At 75.0% G+C, this 26,078-nt stretch carries 20 protein-coding genes and 1 pseudogene; 12 read left to right on the top strand and 9 right to left on the bottom strand.

Features of this window, described 5'->3' with window-relative positions; genetic code table 11:
• The first annotated feature begins 136 nt into the window (after nt 1-136).
• Both ACFYUZ_RS28120 and secD read left to right on the top strand, forming a co-directional pair.
• Nucleotides 137-661 carry a hypothetical protein gene (locus tag ACFYUZ_RS28120; RefSeq protein WP_389313798.1) on the top strand — a complete coding sequence of 175 codons (525 nt, stop codon included), beginning with the start codon at nt 137-139 and terminating at the stop codon, nt 659-661.
• 141 nt (nt 662-802) lie between these two features.
• Nucleotides 803-3,088 carry a protein translocase subunit SecD gene (secD, locus tag ACFYUZ_RS28115; protein WP_389313796.1) on the top strand — a complete coding sequence of 762 codons (2,286 nt, stop codon included), beginning with the start codon at nt 803-805 and terminating at the stop codon, nt 3,086-3,088.
• 57 nt (nt 3,089-3,145) lie between these two features.
• Here the strand turns inward: secD and ACFYUZ_RS28110 are convergent, their stop codons facing one another.
• From ACFYUZ_RS28110 to ACFYUZ_RS28095, 4 genes and pseudogenes are all read right to left on the bottom strand, one after another.
• Nucleotides 3,146-3,544 (bottom strand): DUF4440 domain-containing protein, encoded by a 399-nt coding sequence (locus tag ACFYUZ_RS28110; protein ID WP_389313794.1) that lies wholly within the window; start codon nt 3,542-3,544, stop codon nt 3,146-3,148.
• 44 nt (nt 3,545-3,588) lie between these two features.
• Nucleotides 3,589-3,867, bottom strand: coding sequence for a hypothetical protein (locus tag ACFYUZ_RS28105; RefSeq protein WP_389313793.1), 279 nt, complete (start codon nt 3,865-3,867; stop codon nt 3,589-3,591).
• Nucleotides 3,868-4,030: 163 nt separating this feature from the next.
• Nucleotides 4,031-5,258: pseudogene (mgt, locus tag ACFYUZ_RS28100) on the bottom strand (macrolide-inactivating glycosyltransferase).
• Complete coding sequence (locus ACFYUZ_RS28095; protein WP_389313791.1) at nt 5,255-6,424, bottom strand: FAD-dependent monooxygenase; 1,170 nt, start codon at nt 6,422-6,424, stop codon at nt 5,255-5,257. The pseudogene mgt and the gene ACFYUZ_RS28095 overlap by 4 nt, the downstream one beginning before the upstream one ends.
• A 78-nt stretch (nt 6,425-6,502) precedes the next feature.
• Here ACFYUZ_RS28095 and ACFYUZ_RS28090 point away from each other — a divergent pair, with 78 nt between their 5' ends.
• The 3 genes from ACFYUZ_RS28090 to ACFYUZ_RS28080 all read left to right on the top strand — a co-directional run bounded on the left by ACFYUZ_RS28090 (nt 6,503) and on the right by ACFYUZ_RS28080 (nt 10,121).
• Nucleotides 6,503-7,075, top strand: a complete 573-nt coding sequence (locus ACFYUZ_RS28090) for a TetR/AcrR family transcriptional regulator (protein WP_389313789.1) — start codon at nt 6,503-6,505, stop codon at nt 7,073-7,075.
• A gap of 114 nt (nt 7,076-7,189) precedes the next feature.
• Entirely contained in the window at nt 7,190-7,957 is a 768-nt protein-coding gene (locus ACFYUZ_RS28085) for an NPP1 family protein (RefSeq protein ID WP_389313787.1), read from the top strand.
• A gap of 97 nt (nt 7,958-8,054) precedes the next feature.
• Complete coding sequence (locus ACFYUZ_RS28080; RefSeq protein ID WP_389313785.1) at nt 8,055-10,121, top strand: NAD-binding lipoprotein; 2,067 nt, start codon at nt 8,055-8,057, stop codon at nt 10,119-10,121.
• A gap of 151 nt (nt 10,122-10,272) precedes the next feature.
• On the opposite strand, the gene ACFYUZ_RS28075 is transcribed toward ACFYUZ_RS28080, so the two are convergent.
• Complete coding sequence (locus ACFYUZ_RS28075; RefSeq protein WP_389313783.1) at nt 10,273-11,043, bottom strand: class I SAM-dependent methyltransferase; 771 nt, start codon at nt 11,041-11,043, stop codon at nt 10,273-10,275.
• 70 nt (nt 11,044-11,113) lie between these two features.
• The gene (locus ACFYUZ_RS28070) at nt 11,114-12,361 is read right to left on the bottom strand and encodes an aromatic acid exporter family protein (protein WP_389313782.1); all 1,248 of its coding nucleotides are present in this window, start codon (nt 12,359-12,361) and stop codon (nt 11,114-11,116) included.
• 494 nt (nt 12,362-12,855) lie between these two features.
• Between ACFYUZ_RS28070 and ACFYUZ_RS28065 the strand changes: the two genes are divergently transcribed.
• The 5 genes from ACFYUZ_RS28065 to ACFYUZ_RS28045 all read left to right on the top strand — a co-directional run bounded on the left by ACFYUZ_RS28065 (nt 12,856) and on the right by ACFYUZ_RS28045 (nt 20,231).
• The gene (locus ACFYUZ_RS28065; protein ID WP_389313780.1) at nt 12,856-13,359 is read left to right on the top strand and encodes a hypothetical protein; all 504 of its coding nucleotides are present in this window, start codon (nt 12,856-12,858) and stop codon (nt 13,357-13,359) included.
• Complete coding sequence (locus ACFYUZ_RS28060; RefSeq protein ID WP_389313778.1) at nt 13,359-14,753, top strand: hypothetical protein; 1,395 nt, start codon at nt 13,359-13,361, stop codon at nt 14,751-14,753. Before ACFYUZ_RS28065 ends, ACFYUZ_RS28060 begins: the two co-directional genes overlap by 1 nt.
• Nucleotides 14,750-16,219: a VWA domain-containing protein gene (locus ACFYUZ_RS28055; protein ID WP_389313777.1), complete on the top strand. Its 1,470-nt coding sequence runs from the start codon at nt 14,750-14,752 to the stop codon at nt 16,217-16,219. Before ACFYUZ_RS28060 ends, ACFYUZ_RS28055 begins: the two co-directional genes overlap by 4 nt.
• 74 nt (nt 16,220-16,293) lie before the next feature.
• The gene (locus tag ACFYUZ_RS28050) at nt 16,294-17,415 is read left to right on the top strand and encodes an AAA family ATPase (RefSeq protein ID WP_389313775.1); all 1,122 of its coding nucleotides are present in this window, start codon (nt 16,294-16,296) and stop codon (nt 17,413-17,415) included.
• A complete protein-coding gene (locus ACFYUZ_RS28045; RefSeq protein WP_389313773.1) occupies nt 17,412-20,231 on the top strand; it encodes a hypothetical protein in 2,820 nt (939 codons plus the stop codon). The genes ACFYUZ_RS28050 and ACFYUZ_RS28045 overlap by 4 nt, the downstream gene beginning before the upstream one ends.
• A 96-nt stretch (nt 20,232-20,327) precedes the next feature.
• Here ACFYUZ_RS28045 and ACFYUZ_RS28040 read toward each other — a convergent pair whose 3' ends face one another.
• A complete protein-coding gene (locus ACFYUZ_RS28040; RefSeq protein WP_389313771.1) occupies nt 20,328-20,885 on the bottom strand; it encodes a DinB family protein in 558 nt (185 codons plus the stop codon).
• A 291-nt stretch (nt 20,886-21,176) separates the two neighbouring features.
• Here ACFYUZ_RS28040 and ACFYUZ_RS28035 point away from each other — a divergent pair, with 291 nt between their 5' ends.
• A complete protein-coding gene (locus tag ACFYUZ_RS28035; protein WP_389313769.1) occupies nt 21,177-21,722 on the top strand; it encodes a hypothetical protein in 546 nt (181 codons plus the stop codon).
• A 129-nt stretch (nt 21,723-21,851) separates the two neighbouring features.
• On the opposite strand, the gene thpR is transcribed toward ACFYUZ_RS28035, so the two are convergent.
• Nucleotides 21,852-22,466: an RNA 2',3'-cyclic phosphodiesterase gene (gene thpR, locus ACFYUZ_RS28030; RefSeq protein ID WP_389313767.1), complete on the bottom strand. Its 615-nt coding sequence runs from the start codon at nt 22,464-22,466 to the stop codon at nt 21,852-21,854.
• 250 nt (nt 22,467-22,716) lie between these two features.
• Here thpR and ACFYUZ_RS28025 point away from each other — a divergent pair, with 250 nt between their 5' ends.
• Nucleotides 22,717-24,747, top strand: a complete 2,031-nt coding sequence (locus ACFYUZ_RS28025; protein WP_389313765.1) for a calcium-binding protein — start codon at nt 22,717-22,719, stop codon at nt 24,745-24,747.
• A gap of 60 nt (nt 24,748-24,807) precedes the next feature.
• On the opposite strand, the gene ACFYUZ_RS28020 is transcribed toward ACFYUZ_RS28025, so the two are convergent.
• Complete coding sequence (locus ACFYUZ_RS28020) at nt 24,808-26,076, bottom strand: NADase-type glycan-binding domain-containing protein (protein WP_389313763.1); 1,269 nt, start codon at nt 26,074-26,076, stop codon at nt 24,808-24,810.
• Between the last annotated feature and the right edge of the window lie 2 nt (nt 26,077-26,078).

The raw sequence follows: 26,078 nt of genomic DNA, 5'->3' as shown, positions 1-26,078 counted from the left end.
TCCAGGGCCCCCGCGGACCGGACATGAGCGCTCGTACTCAACCGCCGGGCGTGCCCCCGTACTCAACCGCGCCCCGTACTCCGTCTAGGCTGAGGCCTCTCAGGGGATCATGGGGCGACGGGGAGGGACGGGCACGGTGAGCAGTCCCGCACGCCGACTCGCGGCCCTCGTGCCCGCGATGCTCTGCGTGCTCTGGTCCTTGCTGTGGGCCCCGGCGTACGACGCGCCGGCGTACGAGGCCCCGGCGTACGACGCGCCGGTGCACGAGGTCCCGGCGCGTGACGTCCGGACGACGGCCGGGCCCCCGCGGGACCTCCCGGCGGCGAGCGCCGCCCACCGAGCCGACGCCCACCACGTCGCCGCGCACCAGGCCCGCCCCCACCCCTCCGACGCTCGGTCGGCCGCCCCCTCCCGCCCCGCACCGCGTGCCGGCGCGCAGGAGCCGCGCTTCGCGCCCGCCGCCGTGGTGGGGCTCCCGGCAGCCGTCGAGAGCCCCGTACGCTTCCCGGCACCGCCCGCCGCCCCGGCCGTCGCGCCGGCCGGCCCCTCCGTACCCGCGCGCGGTCTCCTCGAAGGCGACCCGCGCCGCGAGCGGGCGCCGCCCGGCGGTCCCCGCGGCCCGCGCGAGTCGCGCGGACCACCCTCCACCCGGCACAGCTGACGTCCTCCCGCGTCGCCGTCCGGGCCCTCGGCATGCCCACGGACCGGTCCTCGACGCGCATCCGACCGTACGCCCCGCCGGACCGCGGGCGCCCCCACAGGGGCGGCGCCCGCTCCGGGTCCGCCCGCCCGTGGAGACCCCATGTCCTCTCGTGCCTCGCTCCGGCGCGCGCTCCTCGCGCTCGCCGTCGTCGCGCTCTCCCTCTGGATCACCCTGACCACCCCGCCCCGCCTCGGACTCGACCTGCGCGGCGGCACCCGCATCGTCCTGCAGACCGAGGACGGACCCACCACCCGCGCCGACGCCGCCGCCACCGACCGCGCCCTGGAGGTGCTCCGCAAGCGCGTGGACGGCCTCGGCGTCGCGGAGCCGTCCCTCGCCCGCTCCGGCGAGCGACGCATCGTCGTCGAACTGCCGGGCCTGCGCGACCCGCGCCAGGCGGCCGAGACCATCGGCCGTACGGCGCAGCTCACCTTCCACGCCGTCACCGGCGCGGCCCGGGGGCCGGCCGGACCGGCCGCCGCCGACGGGACGCGCGTCCTGGCCGACCCCGACGCCCCGGGCGGCTTCCTCGCCCTCGCCGCACCCGCCCTCACCGGCGACGGCGTCAAGAGCGCCGAGGCCGTCCTCGACACCGCGACCGGCCGGGGCTGGACCGTCGACCTCGCCTTCCACGGCCGCGCGGCCGACGGCTGGGCGCGGCTGACCGGCGACGCCGCCTGCGCCGCCCCCGCGGACCCGGCGCGCCGGGTCGCGATCGTCCTCGACGACCGGATCGTCTCCGCGCCCGGCATGCAGGCCGGCGTGCCCTGCGGCGCGGGCATCGGCGGAGGCTCCGCGCAGATCACCGGCGGCTTCTCCGCGCAGGAGGCCCGTGACCTCGCCGCGCTCGTCCAGGGCGGCGCGCTGCCCGTGCCGGTGACGACGGTCGAGCAGAGCACCGTGGGTCCGACGCTGGGCGCCGAGGCGATCCGGGCGAGTGCCCTGGCCGCCGTCATCGGCCTGGCCTGCACGGGACTCTTCGTGATGCTCGTCTACCGGCTCCTCGGAGTCCTCGCCACGATCGCCCTGCTGCTGTACGGACTGATCTCGTACGCCGCCGTCGTCGCGCTGGGCGCCACCCTCACCCTGCCCGGTCTCGCCGGCTTCGTCCTCGCCGTCGGCATCGCCGTCGACGCGAACGTCCTGGTCTTCGAACGGGCCAGGGAGGAGTACGCGTCGCTCGGCCGGGCCGCCGGGCGGGATCTGCGGCGGCCGGTGGCGACGGCGTTCGACAGGGTGTGGAGCGCGGTCGCGGACTCGCACGTCACCACCCTGCTCGCGGCCGGCCTCCTGTTCGTCTTCGCCACGGGACCCGTCAAGGGCTTCGGCGTGACGCTCGCGATCGGCGTCCTCGCCTCCCTGATCACCGCGATGGTGATCACCCGGCTCCTCGCCGACCTCACGCTCCGCCTGCCCGCCGTCCGCAGGCGGCCGGCGGTGACCGGGATGGCCGCGCTCGGCAGGCTGCGGACCAGGCTGGCCCGCCGGGCGCCCCGCCTGATGGCGAACCGGCGCCGCTGGCTGACCGGATGTGCCGGGCTGCTGCTCGTGGCCCTCGCCGGAATCGGCGTGCGGGGCGTGGAGTTCGGCGTCGAGTTCACCGGCGGCCGGGTCGTCCGGTACGCCGCCGACCGTCCGGTGGACGCGGACACGGCCCGTACGGCCGTCGCGCGCGCCGGTTTCCCCGACGCCGTCGTGCAGACCACCGGCGGCGGCGACGTCTCGGTGCGCGTCCGGGAGACCGGGGACGGCGAGCAGCGGGAGATCCGGGAGGCGCTCGCCCGGGTCGCGGGCCCGGTGGAGGTGGAGCGGGACGACCTGATCGGCCCGAGCCTGGGCGGAGAGCTGCGCGCCCACGCCCTCCTCGCGCTCGGCCTCGCCGTGGCGGCGCAACTGGCCTATCTGACCCTGCGGTTCCGCTGGACGTACGCGACGGCGGCGGTGGCGGCGATGGCGCAGGACGTGCTGCTCGTGGTCGGTCTCTTCGCCTGGCTGGGCAAGCCGGTGGACAGCGTCTTCCTGGCCGCGCTGCTCACCGTCGTCGGCTATTCGGTCAACGACTCCGTCGTCGTCCTCGACCGGCTGCGGGAGCTGCGCCGCCGGGGCGGGGGAGCGGCGCTGGCGGATCTCGCGGACCGGGCCGTGGCCCAGACCCTGCCCCGCACGGTCAACACGGGAACGGGGGCGCTCTTCGTCCTGGCGGCGCTCGCGGTGCTGGGCGGGGACTCGCTCACGGACTTCTCCGTCGCGCTGCTGGCGGGCCTCGTCCTCGGCATGGCGTCCACGGTGTTCACGGCGATGCCGCTGGCCGTCGCCCTGGAGACCCGCCACCCGGCGCCGGCCGCCGTCGCGCCGCGCCGGAGCGGCGCGGGGGCGGTGGTCTGACGGGGGCGGCCCGTCGCCCCTCGTACGAGAGGGGGGCGACGGGCCGCCGTCGACCGGTCAGGCGTGGTCGAACCAGGAGAGGGCCGCGATCCGCCAGCCGTCCGGTGTCCGGACGAACTGGAGCGTCTTGGTGCCCTCGCCCTCGTAGGGCTTCCCGTCGAGGACCCCGGACTTGCGGTAGGTGCCGAACCGGGACGCGATGTCGCCCTCGATCCGCGTCTCCTCGGAGGTCTCCCACTCGGAGAACCCGACGAGCCGTCCGTCGGAGAGCAGCCGCTCGCGCGGCGCGATGAACTCCTCCACGGAGTACGCGGTGAACGTGGGCGCGGTGCAGACGATGACCCCCTGCGGGAGCACGAGCCGCCGGATCCGGTCCACGTCGGCGGCCTTGCCGTCCCGGTTGTCGAAGGCGCCGTAGAACCCGGCGGTCACCCGGTCAATTTCGGTCTTGGACATGACACGACCCTACGCCTCGCCGGGCGGCCCCCCGGCGGCTCCGGTCACGGCGTCCAGTAGTTGTGGACCTGGTGGATCTCGGGCCGGGAGCCCTGGGGGAGGCCCATCTCCTCGGCCACCGGCATCACCCGGCCCATGAACCTCTGCATGTCCTGCTCCGACTCCCACAGGTCGTGGATCACCAGGCCCGAGTCGGTCGGCACGCAGACGTGGGACAGACAGCCCTCGAAGGGGTTCCCGGGCAGCGCCTGGAGCCTGCTGTTGAGGGCGTCGTACTGATCGGTCGTCATGCCCGCCATCTCGGCCTTCACCAGAATCGCCATCGAGATCTCCTTCGTGCGGTCGGTCCTCCGCACCGCCTCCGTGACGGTGCGTGTCGGGGTCAGGACGCACCGTACCCGCGAGGGCGGCGGCAGGAGGCGCGACCCGCCCCCCGGCCTCCGCCGTGTCGCCGCCGACGGGGAGCGGCCGCCGGGCGCGTCGCCGTCAGGCGAGCTCCGCCTCGATCAGGTCGGCGGCGCGGAGCGTGCCGCCCTCGCGGGCCATCGCCTCCTGGATCTCCCGTGCGCGGCGCGCCACTTCGGGGTCGTCGACGAGCGCGAGCACGGCCTCCCGCAGCCTCCCGGGGGTGACCTCCTCCATGGGCAGGTGCCGTGCCACGCCCAGGGACTGGAGCATGTCGGCGTTCCCGAACTGGTCGACGGCCTGCGGCACGGCCACCATGGGCGTGCCGGTGGCGAGCCCCTCCTGGCTGCCGCCCGCGCCCGCGTGGGTGATGAACGCGTCGGCCTGGCGCAGGATCGCCAGTTGGGGGACCCAGGTGTGCACTTCCACGCCGGACGGCAGCTCGCCGAGCTCGGCGGGGTCGACGAACCTGCCGATCTGCAGGACGACGTGCCAGCCCGGGAGGCCGGCGAAGGCCTCGACGCAGTCCCGGTAGAAGCCGGGCCGCTTGGTGAAGGAGGAGCCGAGGGAGACGAGCAGCACCCTCTCGGCCCCCTCCGGCCGCCGCCACTCGCCCTGTTCGGCGCGGGCGCCCTGGCAGGCGCCGACGAAGGTGTAGACGGACTCGTCGACCCGGTCGGCGTGCGGCTGGAGGGCCCGGGGGATGAGGACGATCGCGCGGCGCGGGCGGGCGACGAACCGGTCGGGGTGGGTGTCGATCCCGTGCCGGCCGAGCCACTCCTCGAAGCGCGCGTAGTACGCCTTGCCGCGCGGCGAGGCCTTGAGCTCGGCGAACATCGGCTCGGCGACCTCTTCCTCGTACCCCTCCCACGGCACCAGGTTCGGCCACAGCGAGACGGCGGGCACGCCCCAGGCGTGGGCGAGGACGGGGGCCGGATAGGAGGTGATGTCGTGGAGCACGAGGTCCGGACGGTCCTCGGCGAAGGCCTCGGCGAGCTGCGGGAGCGCCTGCGTCGCGTCGGCGAGGAACGGTTCGAGGTTGTCGATCAGCTCGGTGCCCCAGGCGTCCGGGTCGTCGTCGGTCGGCAGCGTGGAGGTGTAGACGACGGGGGTCGCCCCCGTCTCCGCGACCTTCTCGGCGAAGGACGCGGGGACGGCGTAGCTGACGCGGTGGCCCCGGGCGACGAGTTCACGGATGACCTCCAGGCTCGGGTTCACGTGGCCGTGGGCGGCGATGGAGAACATGGCGATGTGCGCGGGGGAGGCGGTCATGACGGCCACCATAGATGAGACGAGACGTCTCGTCTATTCATTTGGACGGAGGGTCGGCGGCGTCCAGTCGGCGTGCCGCAGGATCGCGCGCAGGGCCACCCGGTCCGGCGCCGCCCGCAGAGCCGCGTTCCGTACGGCGACGGCGACCGGATGCGAGAGCCGCTGGCCCATCCGGCCGGCCTGGCGGGCGGCCCGGGCGACGGACTGGCTGCGCGGACGCCGCTCGGCGTCGTACCGGGCCAGCGCCGCGCCGACGCCGGAGGCGGTGGCGAGTGCGGCGGCCAGTGACGCCGCGTCCTCCAGCGCCTGGCAGGCGCCCTGTCCGAGGTGCGGGGTCATGGCGTGGGCGGCGTCGCCGAGCAGGGCGACCCGGCCGGCGGTGAAGGCCGGCAGGGGAGTGGCCAGTTCGTGGATGTCGTGGTGCAGCACGGCCTCGGGGCGGGTCGCCGCGAGCAGGGCCGGGATCGGCTCGTGCCAGTCCCGGAAGCGGTGGCGCAGGACGGCCAGGGGATCCGGATGGCGCACGCCCGGCGGGGAGTTGAGCACGGCGTGCCACTCGGCCCGCCCGTCGGCGAAGGCGATGTGCCCGAACTCGGCGCCCCGGCCCCAGGTCAGCTCGAAGTCGGACGCGAGCGGCAGCGGGGCCTCGGTGATGGCGCGCAGAACGGTGGACCCGCTGTACGCCGGCCCCGGGTGGCCGGGGAGGAGCAGCCGGCGCAGCGCGCTGTTCACGCCGTCGGCGGCCACCACCAGATCCGCCTCCCGCACCCCCTCCCCGGTGATCACCCCCACGCGGTCGGGCGCGGTCAGGTCCAGGGAGGTCACCTCCGCCCCCACGACCAGGCACCCGGCGGGGAGTGCCTCGCGCAGCAGTCGGTGCAGGGCGGCGCGCGGGAGCCCGACGATCGGCGTGCCGAGCGCCCGCTCCAGGGCGGCCCCGTCCATCCGGGCCAGCCGGCCGCCGCCCGGGACGCGGGTGCCGCCGGTGTACTGGGGCCGGGCGGCCTCGCGCACTTCCGCGCCGACCCCGAGCGCGTCCAGGGCGCGGATGCCGTTGGCGTGGAGGGAGATGCCCGCGCCCGCGTCGCCGAGGGCGGCGGCGCGTTCGAGGACGGTCACCTCCCAGCCGACCCGTCGCAGCCCGATCGCCGCCGCGAGGCCGCCGATCCCGCCACCGACCACCACCGCGCTGCCGCCGTCCATGCCGGATCTCCCCTCCACGGTTCTTCTACGGATGTAGAAGAACCGTACTCCTCTCCTCTACAGGTGTAGAAAGGGGGGATGCCCGCCTCCGCCGCCGCCCGACGCGCCCTCCTCGCCGACACCGCCATCGACGTCCTCGCCGAGCACGGCATGCGCGGGCTCACCCATCGCGCGGTCGACCGGGCCGCCGGCCTGCCGCCCGGAACGACCTCCGCGTACCACCGCACCCGTCAGTCGCTCCTGACCGCGCTCGTGAGCCGTCTCGTCGAGCGCGACCAGGCCGAGATCCAGGAGGCGGGCCGACGGGCCGGAGCGCCCCGCGACGCCGGGGAACTCGTCGCCGGGCTCACGGCGTTCGCCGCGCTCCGGCTCACCGGGGAGGGGCGCCGCCGCTCCCTCGCGCGCTACGCGTGCGCCCTGGAGGGCGTGCACCACCCCGAGCTGCGGGAGATCCTCGCCCCGCGCGACAACGCGGCCCGGCGTTCCGTCGAGGAGTTCCTGGCGGCCCGGGGCCTCGAAGACGCCCGCGAGCGCACGATCACCCTGCTCACCTGTGTGGACGGCCTGGTCTTCGACCGCCTGGTCAACGGCGGCGCCGTCCCCGCCGAGGAGGTCCGCCGCCTGGTGGAGGCCGCGCTGCGGCAGGGGTGAACCGGGGGCGGCCGGCCGGTGAAGGCTTTCCCGAGGGGGCCGGCACCCTCGCCCTCGTGGGATGTGCATGTCAAGATGCGGTCGGTTCCTGCCCACCGACCCAGGGGGACGCAGTTGAAGACACAGGCGTACGCCACGAAGGGCGCGCTCGCCCTCGCCGGCGCCCTCGCGCTGATCATCGCCCTGCCGAGCAGCGCGCTCGCCGCACCGCCCACCACCCTGCCCGCCAACGCCGACGGCCTGGAGCAGACCTTCCAGCCGGCCTACGACTACGACACGGACGGCTGCTACCCCACCCCGGCCATCGGTCCCGACGGGACGCTCAACGGCGGCCTCAACCCCTCCGGCGCCCTCAACGGCCAGTGCCGCGACGCCTCGGACCTCACCAACACCAACGGATACGCACGCGCCAAGTGCAACAACGGCTGGTGCGCGATCATCTACGGCCTCTACTTCGAGAAGGACCAGGCGCTGCCCGGCAGCAGCCTCGGCGGACACCGTCACGACTGGGAGCACGTCGTGGTCTGGGTGCAGAACGACCAGGCCCAGTACGTCTCCACCTCCGCCCACGGCGAATTCGACGTCTACGGCCGCGACCGGATCCGCTGGGACGGCACCCACCCGAAGATCGTCTACCACAAGGACGGCATCGGCACCCACTGCTTCCGCCCGGCGAACTCCAACGACGAACCGCCCGAGAACCACCAGCACACCTGGCAGTTCCCCAGCCTGGTCGGCTGGAACGGCTACCCCGCGGGCATCCGCGAGAAGCTCACCCAGGCCGACTTCGGCAGCGCGGTCTTCGGCCTCAAGGACGGCAACCTCGCCTCCCACCTGGCCAAGGCGAAGCCGGCCGGCATCCCCTTCGATCCGTACGCCTGACCGGCCGGTCCCACCCGCGCGGGGCGGACTGATCACGAAGGGATGAACATGCCCCGATGCCGTCCCGCCGCCGTCGGCGGGACGGCACCCTGCTGACGTGCGAAAAGAAGACAAAAAGGTCGTACCCCGGCAGCGGGGCGCCGCACAGGGAGCCGGCCCCGGCCGGACCGAGGAGCCCCCGACCACCGACGACCGGCCCACGGACCGGACCCGGCCGGCCTCCCGGATGCGGTCCGCCTCCCGAAGCCGCTCCGGTGGCCGGACCCGGACCCGGACCCGGTCCGCCCACCGCGACCACTCCACCGGGGAACGCCTCCGCTACTGGTTCGACACCACCCTCACCCGTGGCACCGCCGCGCTCTGCGGCTGGCTGGCCCTCGTCTGCCTCGCCCTCGTCGTCCCCGTCAGCACCGTCCTCGTCTGGACCGACCGGCACACCCCCGCCTCCCTCGGCTCCAGGATCGCCGCGGTGTGGCGCAACACCGGACAGACCATGCGCCTCGGCGGCGAGGTCGGCCCCCCGCTGCGCGTCGCCCTGTCCGTACTCCTCGCCCTCATCGCGCTCGTCTACGTCTCCACCCTGGTCAGCCTCATCACCACCGGCCTCACCGACCGCCTCATCGCCCTCAACCGAGGCCACGCCAGGATCCTGGAGAGCGGACACACCGTCGTCCTCGGCTGGTCCGAACAGATCCCCACCGTCCTCTCCGAACTCGTCGCCGCCCGCACCGACCGGACCCGCCGGATCGTCGCGGTCCTCGCCGACCGCGACAAACCCGCCATGGAGGAGGACCTCCGCGCCTCCGTCGGCGCCACGGGCCGCACCAGGATCCTCTGCCGCACCGGCCGGCCCACCGACCCCGCCGCACTCGCGCGCGTGAGCCCGGCCACGGCGGACTGCGTCCTCGTCCTGCCCCGCGACGACCCCCGCGACGACGCCGAGGTCGTCAAGACCCTGCTGTCCCTCTCGGCGGCCGTGGGGGAGACGGACCCCGTACGCGTCGTCGCCGCCGTACGCGACGACCGCCACCTCGGCGCCGCCCGCCTGGCCGCGGGGCCCGGCGCCACCGTCCTCGACACGGACGACATCGCGGCGCGCCTCCTCGTCGACTGCGTACGACAGCCCGGACTCTCCCTCGTCCACCAGGAACTCCTCGACTTCGCCGGGCACGAGTTCCACACCCTCCGGGACCCGGCGCTGTCCGGCCGCGCCTTCGACGAGGCCGCCCGCGCCTGCCCGGTGTCCACCGCCGTCGGCATCGTCCACGGCGACGGCACCGTCGAGCTCAACCCGCCCCGCTCCACCCCGCTGCTCGCCGACGACACCCTCCTCGTGATCGCCGAGGACGAGCACGCGACCCGTCTGTCGGCCACCCCCACGCCCTACGACCCGACCGCGCTCACCCACGCTCCCCCCGAGGCCCCCCGGCGCCCCGAGCGCGTCCTCCTCCTCGGGTGGAACCGCCGGGCACCCCTGATCGCCACCCGGCTCGCGAGCCGTACACCGCCCGGCTCGTCCCTCGACGTCGTGGCCGAACCGCGCACCGACACCCTCACCGGAATCCGGACCGTCACCGAAGCCGTCGGCGGGCGCATGACGGTGCTCCACCGGCCCGGCGACCCCACCCTGAGCGGGACCACGGACGCGCCGGACCCCGACCGGTACGACACGGTGATCGTGCTCGGCCCCGACCACCGGCCCGGCCACGCCGACCCGGACGACCGGACACTCGTCACGCTCCTCCACCTGGGGGCCGGGCGGCGGGCGGGCGGTCGACCCACCCCCGTCGTCACCGAGATGACCGACGACCGCAACCGGCTCATCGCGCCGCGGCTCCCCGGCGCCGACTTCGTCGTCAGCGGCAGGCTCATCGGACTCCTGATGACCCAGATCTCCCAGAACCCCCACCTCACCGCCGTGTTCGAGGAACTCCTCGGGCCGGACGGCAACGCCCTCCGACTCCGCCCGGCGGCCCACTACGTCCGCACCGGACGCACCACGTCCTTCGCCACCGTCGTCGAATCGGCCGCCCGCCAGGGCGCCCGCGCCATCGGCTACCGCTCCACGACCGCCCCCGGCCACGGCCTGCGCGTCAACCCGCCCAAAGCGCACGTCCGTCACTGGCATCCGGACGACCAGGTCGTGGTCATCGCGCCCGGATAGGGGCGCACGGCGGCGGCCTTCCCGCCGCCGGCGGTCACCTCGTCCGCGCGGCACCGTCTTCTCCGGCACCACCGGCCGCAACGAGGGCGGCGGCACGGCCTTCGACCCGGGGACGCACCACCCCGACGGCTCCCACCGAGGGCCGACGGGCCTACGCGGCCGGTGCGGAGGGCTTCCTCGCCTCGATCAGGGTCCGCGCGGAGTGCGCCACGAACGGCCCCTCCGCGCGGATCCGCGCGTCGAGCTCGCGCAACCGGGACAGCTGGTCCTCCACCGTGAACCCCGGCACGATCCAGATGACCTTCCGCAGGAACCAGACGACGGCGCCGATGTCGTGGAACTCCATGCGCAGCCGCTCCGAGCGCACGTCCACGACGTCGAGCCCGGCGGCGCGCGCCCCGGCGGCCTCGTCGTCGGGGCGGCGGTGCCGGGCCGCCTCGGGCTGAGGTCCGAGGAACCACTCGACCAGCTCCCACACACTGGCGGGGCCCACGTGCTGGGCGAGATAGGTGCCGCCCGGCCGCAGGACGCGCGCGATCTCCGCCCACCACACGGTGGCCGGGTGCCGGCTGGTGACGAGGTCGAAGGCGGCGTCCCCGAACGGCAGCGGCGGCTCGTCGGGATCGGCGACGACGACCACTCCCCGGGGATGGAGCCGCGCGGTGGCCCGGGCGACGTTCGGCGGCCACGACTCGGTCGCCGCCATCGTCGGCGGCAGCACCGGGACCCCGCCCAGGACCTCACCGCCGCCCGTCTGGATGTCGAGCCCGGCCGATGCGGCCGCCAGCCGCTCGCCGAGGAGCCGCTGATAGCCCCAGGAGGGCCGTTCCTCGCTCGCCCGCCCGTCGAGCCAGGAGAAGTCCCAGCCGTCGACCGAGGCTTCGGAGGCTTCCGCGACGAGCTCTTCGAAGGTGCGTGTCATCCCCTCATGATCGCGGGAGCGGGCGGACACCGCACCCCTGTATCGGCGGACCTGGCGGCCCCGCGGCCCGTCACGGCGTACGGCGTGCCCGGGCCGCGAGGGAGGTGACGCGGCGGCGCCGCTCCGCACGCATGCGCGTGTGCCGGTCCAGCTCCTCCATCAGCCGGCGGCCGCGGTGATCCGGATCGATCTCGTCGAGGACCCGGTCGATCTCGGCGAGCAGCGCGCCGTACAGCTGCCAGCGCTCCGGGTCGTGCGCCGCCTCGTCCTTCAGCAGCCCGGCGGCGTGGTCACGGGCGGCGCGGGCCGCCCCGAGCTCCTCGCCGAGGCGGTCCTCGGCCGTCTCCGCTCCGGCGCTCGAATGCGAGGTGACGAGGTCGGCGAAGCTCACGAGGGTGTCCGCGAGGTGCCGCAGCGTCTCCCGGAGGGCCAGGCCCACCTCCCGCCGCACGAGCGGGGCCCCGTCCCGTTCCTTCGCGAGGTCGGTCAGGGAACGGGCGAGGACGCGCAGCACGACCGCGCAGATCTCCAGGGTGTCGAGGCCCGTGCGCAGCACGATGCGGTGGAGCAGCCCCTCCTTCACCCGCGGGTTCAGCCGGAGGCTGTCCTCCGCCTGCCGCAGCGCCGCGTCGACGTCGGCGACGTCGTTGTCCAGGCGCCGGGCCTCGTGCAGCCGGGCCGCGGCCCGCTCGAAGGGAGCGGGGGTGACGGCCTCCCGAATCGGCGACGGATCGGGGTGCGCGTCCGGCTCCGCGAGCTCCTCGCCGATGTCCAGGAGCAGCCTGCGCATCCGCCCGGCGAGGTCGATGATCGAGTCCCCGGCGGTGTCCACCCAGACGGGCGGCACGAGCACGACGTTGAAGAGCAGGCCCACGACCGCGCCGATCAGCGTCTCGAGGACGCGGTCCCACGCCGTGTCGGTGACCTGCGTGACGCCGAGGACCAGCATCGCGCTGATGGCCACCTCGGGAACGAACTCCTCCACCTTGACGAACCGGCCCACGACCAGCGACGCCAGGATGATCAGCGCGAGACTCCACCAGGTGAGTCCGACGAGCACGCTGAACGCGATGGCGATGAGGACGCCGACGACGACGGAGTTCACCCGCCGCAGGCTCGTCGTGAGCGTCGAGTACAGCGTCACCTGCACGACGAGCAGGGCGGTCAGCGGGGCGGTCAGCGGCGCGGGCTCGGAACTGAGCCGGAGCGCGACCACGTACGAGATCGTCGCGGCGGCGGTGGAGCGCAGCGTCTGCACCACCACCGGGTCCCGCCCCCATCGCTGCCACCACTTCCATCGGCGCCACGGGTGCGGCATGGCGTACTCCTCCTTTCATGGTCGGGGACCTGTGGACGCCTGCCCGCCCCCGGACCATCGAATCGCGACGCCCCGCCATGAGGCCGCGTCGGCGCGCCGGGGATCCCGGTGAATCCTCGCGGGACCGCCGTTTCGCACGGCGCGGTGCGGGCAGCCGCCGCAGCGGCGCGGCGACGCCGCCCACGCCTCCACCCCGCACCTCGCGCGGGGAGCGGCGACGGCCGGCGGGGACGCCCTCCTCCTCGCCGAGTCCCTGGACGCCGCGGGCTCCGCCCCCGAGGAGGACCGCGTTCCCGTCCTGGCCGCCGCCCGCCCCCTCCTGCCCGCCGCCCGCCCCGGACGGTCCGGAGACCGGCTCCGGACCCGGTCGTGACGGCCCGTCAGAAGCCTTGCGCGAGGCCGTCCCCGAGGCGTTGTCAGTGGGCGGGGATACGTTGTCGATGTTCCGCCGCTCCGGCGTGGACATCCCCTTTGACGTGCATGGGAGAAGTGCGTTGCCGGTCTGGGAGAGGTCGAGCGAGGCGCGGGTGGTACCGCCCGCGCGGCCGCGGAAACTCGCCAAGGTGCCGTTCGTCGAGCTGGCCGACGGACGGTTGCAGGGCGTGGTGTCCAGCGGGTCCGACATCGGGCGCGTGTACGTGTCCTCGGTCGCCGCCGGGACGTACGCGTTCGCGTGCAGCACCAACAACAACCGTCCCTGCGGCGGCGCGCGCGGCTCGTTCTGCAACCACATCCGCGCCCTCGTCACCGAAGCCGTCCTCCAGTACGGCGCGCGGCGCGTCGCCCGCTACCTGAAGGCCGACGCGCCCGCCGGGGAGCCCGACGCCCAGACGCTCCTCACGACGATGACCGCCACGCGCCCCGCGCGGGGCGACACCTCGGCCGCCGCGCCCGTCTTCAGCCGCTTCCTCAGGCACCTCGCCTACCTCGAACTGGAGCCGGTCACCGCTCCGCTGCCCGAGATGCAGTGGTTCCCGCCGACGAGGGCGGTCGCCTGATGCGTACGGACCTGCTCGACGACCCCGTCGACGGACTCGACGAGGCGCTGGCCGCCGTGGACGCCTTCGACGACGCGCTCGTCGCCGGCCTGCTCCGCCCGCAGCCCGCGCAGACCGACGGCCTCGCCGTGCTCGCGGACGCCCTCGCCAGCACACCGCTCGCCTCCCTCGTCGCCGAGGCCGCCGACAAGACCGCTGCCGGCGCCGCCGGCGAGGACCACTTCGTCGCGCTCGCCGCCGCCCGCACCGCGCTCATGGGATCCGTCCACGACGCCCTGACGGCCCGCGTCGCCGACGTCACCGGCCGCCCGGCCGCCGAGGGGACCGCACCGCCCGCCGAGGGGGAGGAGCCCGTCGCGAACGTGCTCGCCGCCGCCCGCGCCTGGCTCTGCGACCTCGCCCGCGCGGGCTGGCAGGGGCTCGACCACGAACTCGTCGGCGGCGCCGCGCCCGTCGTCTCCGCGATGCTGCGGGACCCGGCGCTCCGCCGGCAGGCGACGCTGCTCGACGGCTTCTCGGCCGAACTCGCCGCCTCCTGCCCCGGGGCCACCCTGGAGAGGGTCCCGGTGCGCCGCTGGGCCGACCTGTGGTCGCGCGCCCTGCTCCTGACCCTGCCCGGAGCCGCCCGCACGCCCGCCCGTTCCCCCGCGACCGGTCGTCTGCTGCCGCTCGGCGTCGACGTCCAGGAGCACGCGACCGCCGTACAGGCCCAGGTGCACGCCGTGTTCGAACCGGCCGACGGGGCGCCACCGCGCCTGGTCCGGGCGGCGGTGTCCGCTCCCAAGCCGGACACCGTCGTCGGCGCCGGGCTCTGGCAGCTGCTGCGGCCGCGCATGTCGCTGCTCACCGCCGTGAGCGAGGGCCGCGCCATGGAGCTCGACGCCATGCCCGTCACCGCCGAGGGCGACCTCCTCTGGGACGACGAGCGCGCCCGCGCGGGGGAGCCCGCCGACCCCTTCGCCACGGCCCGGGTCGCCCTCGCCACCGCGACCGACCCGGTCACCGCCCCGCTCGACCGCCACCCGGTCCGGATCGCGGCGCCCGTCCTCCTGGAGGGGTACGCGGCGGAGCGCGAGGACGACGGACCGGTGACGTTCACCGTGGCCGGCCGCCGGCTGGCCGTCGACACCGACCGCGTACCGGCCGCGGGCCCGCTCACCCCGGAGGCGATCGCCGCGTCCGGCGCCTGCCTGGGCCTGCTCCGCTGGGACTCCGGACGGTTCCTCCTCCAGCCGCTCGCCGTCGAGACGACCGTCCGGAAGAAGACCGTCGCGGTCCACGCGGGCGCGTGGGCCGGCGGCACCGCCGACAAGGCCGGAGCGCGTGCGGAGAAGGCCGCCACGGACGCGGTCGCCGTCCTGCGCGAGCGAGCGGGAAGGCTGCTGCGCTCATGACCGAAGCGACCTCCTCGCCCGACCCCGGCGTCTCGCCCGATGCCGTGGTCCCGGCCCACCCCACGGCCTCGCCCGACCTCGCTCCCTCGGCCGGTCCCGTGCCGTCGGCCGGTCCCGTGCCCTCGGCGCCGGCCGGCCCCGACCCCGACGACAACCGGCGCCAGGTCCTCTACTGGCGGCTGCTCGCCCGGCTCTTCGACCCCGAGGAGCAGGCCGCCCTGGAGGCGGCGAGCCTCGCCGTCGTCGAGGACATCGGCCTGCCGTCCGCGCTGCTCGACCCGGGCGCCTCCGTGGACTCCGTCGTCCAGCGCCACCCGGAGCTGGCCGAGGAGTTCGACGGTCTGATGGCCCCGGAGCCCGATCCGGACGGCGCGCGCGACCGGGCCGCCGAGGTACGGCGCGCCGCGCTCGCGTCGAAGCTGCTGCTGAACGTCTTCGCCACCGGCTCCGGCGCCGTCTCCGCCGGGCAGCTGGCCCGCTGGCAGGCGGACGCGGGATGGCTGGAGCGCGCCCTGGGCTCCTCGCCCGGCGGGCCGCGCGGCGGGCGGGCGGCGGGAGCGGCCCTCACCGGCGGCGGTCTCGGAGCCGAGCTCGGCGCCGTCGAGGCCGACCTCGTCCAGCGCATGCACCTGCGGGAAGTGCTGGCCGATCCCGCGCTGGCCGCCCGGCTCACGCCCAGCATGTCCCTGATCGAGCAGCTGCTGCGCGACAAGGGCAACCTCTCCGGAGTGGCGCTGGCCAACGCGAAGGCGCTGATCAGGCGGTACGTCGACGAGGTCGCCGAAGTGCTCCGCACCCAGGTCGAGAAGGCCACCGCCGGCGAGCTGGACCGTTCGGTCCCGCCCAAGCGGGTCTTCCGGAACCTCGACCTCGACCGCACCATCTGGAAGAACCTGACCAACTGGAGCCCGGAGGAGGAGCGGCTCTACGTCGACCGCCTCCACTACCGGCACACCGTCCGCCGCACCACGCCCCAGCGGCTGATCGTCGTCGTGGACCAGTCCGGCTCCATGGTCGACTCGATGGTCAACTGCACCGTCCTCGCCTCGATCTTCGCCGGGCTGCCCAAGGTGGACGTCCACCTCATCGCGTACGACACCCGTGCGATCGACCTCACGCCCTGGGTGCGCGACCCCTTCGACGTGCTCCTGCGCACCAACCTCGGCGGCGGCAACGACGGGCCCGTGGCGATGGCCATGGCCCGGCCGAAGATCGCCGAGCCGAAGAACACCGTGATGGTCTGGATCTCCGACTTCTACGAGTTCGACCGCTCACAGCCGCTGTTCGAGGGCATCGAGGAGGTCCACCGCTCCGGGGTGCGGTTCATCCCCGTGGGCTCGGTGACCAGCTCCGGACGGCAGGAGGTCAACCCCTGGTTCCGGGAGCGGTTCAAAGCGCTCGGCACCCCGGTGATCTCCGGCCACATCGACAAGCTCGTGCACGAACTCAAGACCTTCCTCACCTGAGCCCCGCGACCCGAGACCCGCGACCCGAGACCCGCGACCTGAGACCTGAGACCTGAGACCGAAAGGCTCCGCACATGTCCGACCTGCTCCGCGCTCCCGCCGAGATCAAGTACGCCGAGGAACTCGACTGGCTGGAATCGATCGACGACAACCCCAAGCCCTTCTCCTGGCGCCTGTCCCCGAAGATGGTCCGCCTCTTCGTCCTCGGCTCCGAGCGCGCCGACGGCCTGGACCGGGAGGTGGCGCAGAAGTGGTTCGGCGACCGCAGCTTCGTCGAGCGCTCCATCGTCACCCTCGCCTCCGACCGCGGCCTGCTCCTCATCGGCGACCCCGGCACCGGCAAGAGCTGGCTCGCCGAGCTCCTCGCGGCCGCGATCAGCCGCAACTCCACCCAGGTGGTCCAGGGCACGGCCGGCACGACCGAGGACCACGTCAAGTACTCCTGGAACGTGTCGATGGTCATCGCCAAGGGCCAGTCCCGCGAGTCGATGATCCCCTCGCCGATCATGACCGCGATGGAGACCGGCACCATCGGCCGCTTCGAGGAGCTGACCCGCTCCACCAGCGACGTCCAGGACGCGCTCATCTCGATCCTCTCCGAGAAGTACGTCTCGGTCCCCGAGCTCGACGGCGCGGACGGCGAGAACATCGTCTTCGCCAAGCCGGGCTTCTCCGTCATCGCCACCGCCAACAGCCGCGACCGCGGCGTCAACGACCTCTCCTCCGCGCTCAAGCGCCGCTTCAACTTCGTCCGCATCCCGGTCGTGACGAACAAGAAGAGCGAGGCCGAGATCGTCCGCTTCCGCACCGAGGAGCTGCTGCGCCGGCACGCCATCGAACTGGACGTGCCCCCCACCCTCCTCGACGTCCTCCTCCAGAGCTTCGCCGACCTGCGGGCCTCCGCCGCCGCGGCCGGCAGCGACGACGAGAAGCTGGAGTCCGCCCTCTCGACCGCCGAACAGATCGGCGTCCTCGAGGACTCGATCCTGCACGGCGACTTCTTCGGCGAGCGGACCCTGACCGCCCGCAGCCTCGCCGCCTCCCTGGTGGGCACGCTCGCCCGGCGCGCGCCGGAGGACCTGGCCATCCTCAACAAGTACCTGCACGGCGTCGTCGAGCCGCGCGGCAAGGAGGAGGGCGGGCCCTGGCCCGAGTTCCTCGAGGGCGGCCGCGAAGCGATCGCGAAGCTGTCGTGACCGGGACCCCGTTCACCGCGCTGCGCGGTCGACTGCACGAGGCGGCGGCGGAGTTCGCCGGCGGGACGGACGCCCTGGAGGGCATCCTCCTCGGACTGGTCGACGACGTCGACCGCGCCGTGGCGGAACCGCTGGAGATCTTCCCCGTCTGCCACCACTCGCCGGCCTCCGCCCTCGCCATGGCCCGCAGGCTGCGCCAGAAGCGGCCCAAGGTCGTGTACCTGGAGCTGTGCGAGGACATGGCGCCACTCCTGACCGAGCTGCGCAACTGCCGGCTGCCGGTGGCGGTGCAGGCGTTCGCGAGCGACATCGACGGCTTCCCGCCCGACTGGGCGCCGCTGTCGGTCGTGGCCCCGATCACGGAGGCCTCCGCCGAGTACCAGGCCATCGCGTACGCCCTCGACACCCCCGGCGTCGAACTGGTCCTCGTCGACCGCTCCTCCGACCACGTCTTCCAGTGGGACGCGCGGCACGACCGTGCCCACGCCCCGGACGGCGAGGAGCCGCCCGCGCCCGCGAGCGGGGGGACGAGCGGCACCGAGGCCGAGACCGCGCTCCACGGCGAGGCCGTCGGCGTCGAGATCGGCGACCTGCGGCCGCGCTTCGCCGAACTGGAGGAGCACCTGCTGCGCCACGGCAAGGTGCGGCACTGGTCGGAATGGTGGCACCAGTACGTCGAGGTGCCCCTCGGCGACAGCGACCACGACACCTACCGCCAGGTCATGTTCCTCATCGGGAGCCTGTTCCGGCGGCTCGCGCCGGGGGACGGCGACCGCGTCCGCGTCGACGAGGACCGCGAGCGCCACATGTGGACCCGGATGCGCGAGCACCTGGCGGCGACCGGCACCGACCCGGCGGACTGCCTGTACGTCTGCGGAGCCTTCCACGCCGCCAGCCGCGTCGACGAGTTCGGCGTGGGCGGCAGCGACACCTTCGCCATCCCGCCGCGCACCGCCACGACCTGGCAGTACGGCCTGATCCCCTCCAGCCACGCGGCCGTCGAGGCCCAGTTCGGCCTCGCCCCCGGCTCCGTGTCGATCGCCGCGACGCAGTGGACGAAGAACCTCAAGCGCACCCGGGTGAAGCCGTACCGCCTGGAAGGGCAGGCCGGCACGAGGAAGACGGCGACGAGGACCCCCGCGCCGGCCGCCGCCCTCCCCGCCGGGACACCGGCCGAGGACCGCCTCTCCGGCTTCCTCCGACGACCGCCGGTCCTCGACGCCCTGGACGAGACCGAACTGCTCGGCTGGTCCGTGGACATCGTCCGCGCCGCCCGTCGCAACGGCTACCTGGCCTCCACCGCCGACGCCATCGCCGTCTTCGAGACGTCGATCCTGCTCGCCGGGATGCGGGACCGGGCCAAGCCCACGCCGTACGACTTCCAGGACGCCGCGGTCACCTGCATCGAGAAGGACGGCGTGCCCGGGCGCCGGGACGTGCGCCGCCTCGTCGAGATCATGATGGGCGGCGACCGGATCGGCCAGGTCGGCTACGAAGCGCTGCCGCCGCTCGCCCGCGACGTCCACGACCGGCTGGCCCCCCTGGAGCTGACCCTCCAGCAGCGCGGGGTGCGCCGGGCCCTGCTCGACATGACCTCCCGGCCGGAACTGCGGGCCTGCTCGGACGTCCTGTGGATGCTCCGCCGCCTGCTGCCGGCCGGCGCCGCCCGGCCCGTCATGGGAGAGCGGCGGCTCGGCGAGCGGTCGATCCAGGAGTCCTGGGACCTCGCCCTCGGCACCCACCAGCGGGCGCTCATCGAGCTCGGCTACGAGGGCGTGAGCCTCGAACAGGTCCTGGAGCAGCGCCTGCGCCGCACCGCGTACGGGCCGCGGGCGACGACCGCGGAGGTCCTCGGGGCCGTCGAGGACGCCACCCTGTACCTGGGCGGCCGGCGCCTCGCCGACGAGCTCGGCACCCGCGCCCTCGAAGTCCTGGCGGGCGAGCGGACGGTCGACGGGGCGCCGGAGGTCCTGCGCCGGGTGCGCCGGCTCCTCGCGTACCACCGCACCGGCGAACCGGTGCTCCCGCAGTGGATCGAGTCCTTCGTCAGAACCGGGTACGCGCACTACTGCACGCTGCTTCCCACGGCCTTCCGCGACGAGGACGCCACGGTGGGACAGGTGGCGGCGATGCTCGGCTTCCTGTTCGGCATGGAGGGCCTGGCGCTCTCCCTGGGCTGCGACCGGACACAGCTGGAGCTGGCCGTCGCCCAGGCGCGCCCCGAGGACCCCGCGAAGACGGCCCTGCTGTGGGCGGCGCGGGTGCAACTGGGCACGCTCTCCCGGGGCGAGCTGCGGGCACGCTGCGACGAGCTCCTCGCCAACCCCCTCGTCGTGCCGTCCTACCCGCGCTACCTCAGCGGCTTCGTGCACGCCCTGGAACCGGTGCCGGGCCTCGCGGACGTGGTGGTGGAGGCCGTGTCGAACGCCTTCGGGCGCCTGCCGGACGACGTACTGCTGCCGTGGCTCCCGGTCCTCATCACGACCCTCCGCTCGAACGCCGCGGAACTCGCCCCGCTGCTCATCCGCGAAGCGGGACGGATCTTCCCGGCCCGGCTCGCGGCCCTGGACGCCTGGGTGCCGCCCTGGCACCACCGGCCGGCCGGTCCGAGCGTCCTCCCGGCGGCCACCGCCCCCCGGGGCGCGGCACTCCTCCCCGCCCACCCGACGACCTGCGACGCCCTCGCGGAGCTCCTGGGCCGCGCGGACGGCTGGACCACGACGGACGCGGCGGCCCGGACCGGAACCGGCGTCGCGCTCCTCACCGCCCATCCGGCCACCGCCGACGCGCTGGCGAGCGTCCTCACCGCCCGATGAGCCCCCGACCCGGACGGCGGAGCCGGGACGGGGCACGGTCCACGTCCACCCGCGTGGGCCGTGCCCCGTCCCCGACCGCCGGGCGCTCCGCGCCCGTCACTGGCCGACCCTTCCGTCCACGCATTCGCGCAACAGGTCGGCGTGCCCGCAGTGGCGGGCGTACTCCTCGATCCGGTGCACCATCAGCTCCCGTACCGCGATCCCGTCCTTGGGGAGCCGCTCGCCCAGGTCCGGGTGCTGGGCGAGGGCCGCGTCGGCCGCGGCCTGTTCGCGCTCCAGATCGGCGTACGCGGCGTCGACCACCGCCCGGTCGGCGACGGCCCCGTCGAAGTCCGCGTCCCGCCCGCCGTACACCTTCGGCAGCGGTTCACCGGTGATCCAGGTGATCCAGTCCCGTTCCACCTCGGCGAGGTGCCGGATCAGACCGAGCAGCGACATCGTCGACGGCGGGACCGAACGGCGGGCCAGCTGCTCCGGATCCAGGCCCTCGCACTTCATCCGCAGGGTCAGGCGGTAGCCGGAGAGGAAGTCCCGCAGCGTCGCGAGCTCGCCCTCCGGAGGCCCGTCGACGTTCTCGCGGGGGTCGTCGGCGGGGTCCGCCCACATGTCGGGGTAGACGGTCGCCCGGCTCCATCGTTCGGGTTGATCACTCATCCGCTCATCCTCATGCGTGAGGACGCGGGTCCGCCACGGAATTCTCCGGGGCCGCGCCGCCCGGGCCTCTTGTCGTCGTGCACGACCAGGGAGTCCACCTCGCCCCGGCCGCGGAACGCCCCTCGTGCGCGAGGCCGCTGACACCGCCGGAGCGCGAAGTCGTACGGGGGCGCGCGGCCGGGGCGCACACGGCGGCACCACTCCGTCCACGCACGGCGGCGGTTCACCCGTCACGGTGGACTCGGGCCGAGCCGCCGTCCGCGTCCCCCGGAGCTCGGGCACCGTGACTCCATGCACGCCCGCCGCGCCACGTTCCTGCTGCTCATCACGCTCCTCGCCACCGGTTGCGTGGCCGTCCCGCACGGTTCCGCCCCGACGCCGGCGCCCCGTCCCGGCGGGCTCGCACCGGCCGCCGACCGCCCGCCCGCCCCGCTGCCCACCTGGCCCGCACCCACGGAGCCCGCCCCTCGCGAGGCCCTGACCGCCACCGACCCCCGCCCCGCTTCCCGACCGGCCGGGGACCCTGGCGGGAAGGCCGCCGACCCGGCCGCCGAGGAACCCGCCGCCCGCCGCCCACGACCTCGGAAGGCGGCCCCGCAACGCCCGCGGAGCACGGCGGACGAACCCCGGAAGCCCACGAACGGGAAGCCCGCGCACAGGAGGTCCGGTACGAGGACCCCGCCCCGCTCCTCGCCCGGGAACCGGTCCGTCCCGGTCCGCCCGCACCCGCGGACGGAGGCCCAGCCGCCCGAGATGCGCCGCCTCTGCCGCCAGGCCGAGGACATCCGGGCTCCCATGGGCGCGGCCGACCTCTGCCGCGGTCTGTACGGTCGCTGACCTCGACCCCCCGGCCGAGCTCGGTCTCCGGCGCGTGACGGTCGATCACGACGCCGAGAACCTCCCGGCCGCGAAACCGTACGGCTCCTTCCGGTTCACCGTCTTCACCGTCGAGTGCCGCGCTCTCGGCTACCGCCGAGCGAAGGACCAGGACTCGATGTCGCGATAGCGGATCGGGCCGGGACCGCGGCCGTAGTCGCTGCCGACGAGGTGGAGGCGCTCGGCCGCCCATCGGCGGCCGGTGAAGCCGGCGAGCCCGGTGGCGGCCTCCAGCACCGACGTCGGATCGTCGCGGCGGGCCCGGGCGAGCGTCAGATGGGGGCGCAGCGGCCGGTCCTCGAAGGGGATGCCGCACTCCTTGACGACCGCCCGCACCTCGGCGGCGAGCCGGTGCAGTCCGTCGAGGTCGCCGTCGATCCCGCTCCACAGCACCCGGTCGTCGAAGTGCCCCCCACCGCGCAGCGCCAGCTCCACGGGGCGCCGCGCCGCCGCGATCTCCGCCAGCGGCGGCCGCAGCGGGGGGACGGCCTCCACCGGGAGCTCCCCGAGGAACGCCAGGGTGATGTGCCAGTCCTCGATCCGGTTCCACCGCATGCGCGGGTACGCCTCGTACGCGGGGCCCAGCTCGCGCGCCAGCTCGTCCTTCGCGTCGTCGGGCGGGGCGAGCGCGACGAACACGCGCACGGTCGCGGTCCGCGCCCTGTCGTCACCGGACTCCGTACCCTGCCCGGGCCCCTCAGCCATCGTCCTCGCCCTGCCCACCGTCCGTCCCGCAACCGTCGGTGGCGAGGGTACGCGGTGGGCGGGACACGATCCGAGCCGGGGGCGCCCTCCCCGCCGCCGGCCCCGCGCGCCCCTCGCGCTCCGCCGAGGGGGTGGTTCCCCTGGGCCCAGTGGGGCGCGACGCGGCACGGTCCGCGCGGGTGCGGGGGGTTCGGGCCCGAAGCTGTCGCCCGTTCCCTGTTCGCCTGCGACGACGGAGGTTCGTCCACCCATGACCCACGCACTCCTCAGACCCGCGGCACGGCGCCGGGGACCGGTCGGGAGGGCCGGGGCGCCGGTCGCGCTCGGGCTCGCGCTCGTCCTGGCCCTGCCCGGCACCGCCCTCGCGGCACCCGGCGACCTCGACCCGGCCTTCGGGTCCGACGGCCGGGTGACGACCCCCATCACCGGTTCCGCGGAGGGCAACGACGTCGCGCGGCAGGCCGACGGCAGGCTGGTCGTGGTGGGGATGAGCGAGGCGGGCTTCGCGCTCGCCCGTTACGGCACCAACGGAGCCCTGGACCCGACCTTCAACGGCGACGGCATCGTGACCAGCGACTTCGGCGGAGGCTTCCACTCGGCCAACGCGGTGGCGATCCAGCCCTCGGACGGCAAGATCGTCGTGGCGGGCACCACCGAGGTCGTCGCGGAGGAGGGCGGGGGCTGCTGCTTCTTCTCCGTGGCCCGCTACAACACCGACGGCAGCCCGGACACGGGCTTCGGCAACGGCGGCCTGGTACGGATCGACGAGTTCGGCGGCTCGGCGGACGGCGCCGACGTCGCCGTGCAGCCCGACGGCCGGATCGTCGCCGCGGGCAAGGGCGCCGGCGGCGGATTCGCGCTGGTCCGCCTCACCACCGGCGGAGGCCTCGACCCCACCCTCGGCGGCGACGGGGCCGTGGTCGCCGGCTTCACGCCCACCTCGCCCCAGGACGCCGGCGGCATCGCCCGGAGCATGGCCCTCCAGCCGGACGGCAAGATCGTCTCCGTCGGCTACGTGGGCAACACCGCCTTCGACATCGGCGTGGTCCGCTACAACCCCAACGGCACCCTCGACACCACCTTCAGCGGTGACGGCATGGTCACCGCCGACTTCGGCGGCACCGAGTTCGGCAGCGCCGCCGCGGTGCAGTCCGACGGCAAGATCCTCGCCGCGGGCGCCGGCGGCGCCGGCTACGCCCTGCTCCGCTACAACGCCGACGGCAGCCCCGACACCACCTTCAGCGGCGACGGACGCACCTCGGTCGCCTTCCCGGGCGACGGCGGCTTCGCGAACGCCATGGCGCTCCAGCAGAACGGCAAGATCGTCCTCGCCGGCCAGGCCGACGACCCCGACAGCTCCGAGGCCAACGACTTCGGCCTGGTCCGCTTCCAGCCGAACGGCGCCGTCGACACCGGCTTCGGCGGCGACGGCTTCGTGGTCACCGGCTTCAACGACTTCGACGAGGCCCGCGGGGTGCTCGTCCAGCCCGACGGCAAGATCGTCGCGGCCGGTTACGGGGCGGGCCACCAGTTCGCCCTCGCCCGCTACCAGGGCGGCGACGGCACGACCCCGCCGTACGCCGACCTGTCGGTGACGAAGTCCGGCACGACGACCGTGAGCATCGGGGACCGCGCCACCTACACCGTGACCGTCGCCAACGCGGCGTCCTCCACCGCCACCGCGACCGGGGTCACCCTCACGGACACGCTCTCCGGCGGGGGAGCGACCCTCGTCTCGGCGGTCCCCTCGCAGGGCACCTGCACGACCACCGCGACCGGCGCCGGCTGCGCCCTCGGCTCCCTCGCTCCGGGCGCCGCCGCGACGGTCACCGTCACGGCCGAGCCCCGGTCCGCCGGCACGCTCACGAACACGGCCGGCGTCACCGCCACCCAGCCCGACCCCTCGACCCCCAACACCGCCACCGCGACCACCTCGGTGAACAACGCGCGAGGCTGCACGATCATCGGCACCAGCGGCGCGGACACCCTGAACGGCGGTTCCGGCGGCGACGTCATCTGCGGCCTCGGCGGCAACGACACCATCCGCGCGAACTCCGGCAACGACACCGTCCACGGCAACTACGGCAACGACAACATCGACGGCGGCTTCGGCGACGACACCCTGAACGGCGGTCCGGGCAACGACACCCTGACCGGCTCCTACGGCAACGACCGCCTCACCACCACCGACGGCGTCGCCGGCAACGACACCGCCAACGGCGGTCCCGGCACCGACACCTGCACCACCGACCCGGGCGACAACCGGATCAGCTGCCCCTGACCCCGTACGCCTCCGAGTGCCGTCGCCGCCACCCGCGCCGACGGCACTCGTGCGTGGGGGTCAGACCGACCTGCCGAAGAACTCCAGTTCCGCGACCGCCACCTGCTTGCGGGGGTCGGCGCGCCAGGCCGTGCGCAGGACCAGCCTGACCGACAGGGCGTCCCGGACCCGCAGGTCGACACGCTGGGTGCCGCCGTCGTTGACGCGGTGGTGCGAGACGTGGAGTTCGCCCGCCGCGTCCTTGACCACGAGGTCGAAGGTCCGCGGGGTGGCCTGGCCGTCCGCCTGGGTCGTGTTCTTCGAACTGCCGGGCGTGACGAGGACGCTGAGCAGATCGGTCGGCTCGGCGAACCGCGCCTCCAGGTACTGGCCCGCCGAATCGCCCGCGTACCCCGTGCCCCACCAGGTGTTGGAGTAGCCGTCGCCCGCCAGCTTCGGATCCTGCCCCGGCGCGGAATGCGAGGCCACCCAGGCGACCGGGTGCACCGGGACGCGGGTCGCGAAGTGGTCCTGGACCGCGCGGGCGGCCGGCGGGCCGCCGAGGACGCCGCCGACCACCACGGCCACGACCGCCGCGGCGATCAGGGCGCGGACCAGCACGCGACTCCGGTCGCGGGCGAGACCGGGCCGCCGGCCGGCGTAGGGGCCCTCGGCCGTGGAGAGCCGCTCCGGGACCATGGGCGTCGCGCAGAAACGGCAGAAGTGACGGCCCGGAGCGTTGGCGAGCGAGCAGGCCGGGCACGGCGTGCCGCCCTCGACGGGGGCGGGCGCCGCGGCCGCCCGTACCGCCGGGCGCGCCGCCTCCGGACGGGCGGGGAGCACGGGGGCGGCGACGGCCGGCTCCGCGGGCCGGTTCCCCGGCACGGGGACGAGGAGCGAGCGCACGACCGTGTCCGAGGGCTCCCCGGGAGCCGCCGGCGCCGCTTCCCCGGGCGCGGGCCGCCCCGACGCGGCGCGCCCGGACGGTGCCTCCTCCGCCTCCGCGACCGCCCCCGGCACGGGCACGGTCGCGGCTTCCTCGGCTGACGGGGGCACGGCGGGCAGCGGGGCGGTGACCTCCTCGGAGGCGGCGGGGGAACGGCCCCCGGCGCCGGCGGCGGACTCCGGCGCGTCGGCGGCGCGGGCGGCCGGCTCCGGCGCCTCATCCGCAGCGTCGGCCGGGCCCGGCACGCGGGCCGGCTCCATGGCGGACCGGTCGGCGGCCGGGGCCGCCCCGGCCGGGGTGTCCCAGCGCAGGAACGCTCCGCAACCGTCGCAGAACGACTGGTCCGCCGTCCGCACCGGGCTCGCGCACTCCGGGCAGGGACGGGACTGGGGCGCGTCACTCATGG

It is taken from the genome of Streptomyces sp. NPDC004266, from assembly GCF_042874095.1.
In the GTDB taxonomy this organism is placed as follows: Bacteria; Actinomycetota; Actinomycetes; order Streptomycetales; family Streptomycetaceae; genus Streptomyces.
This window is presented reverse-complemented; position numbering and strand designations above follow the sequence as displayed.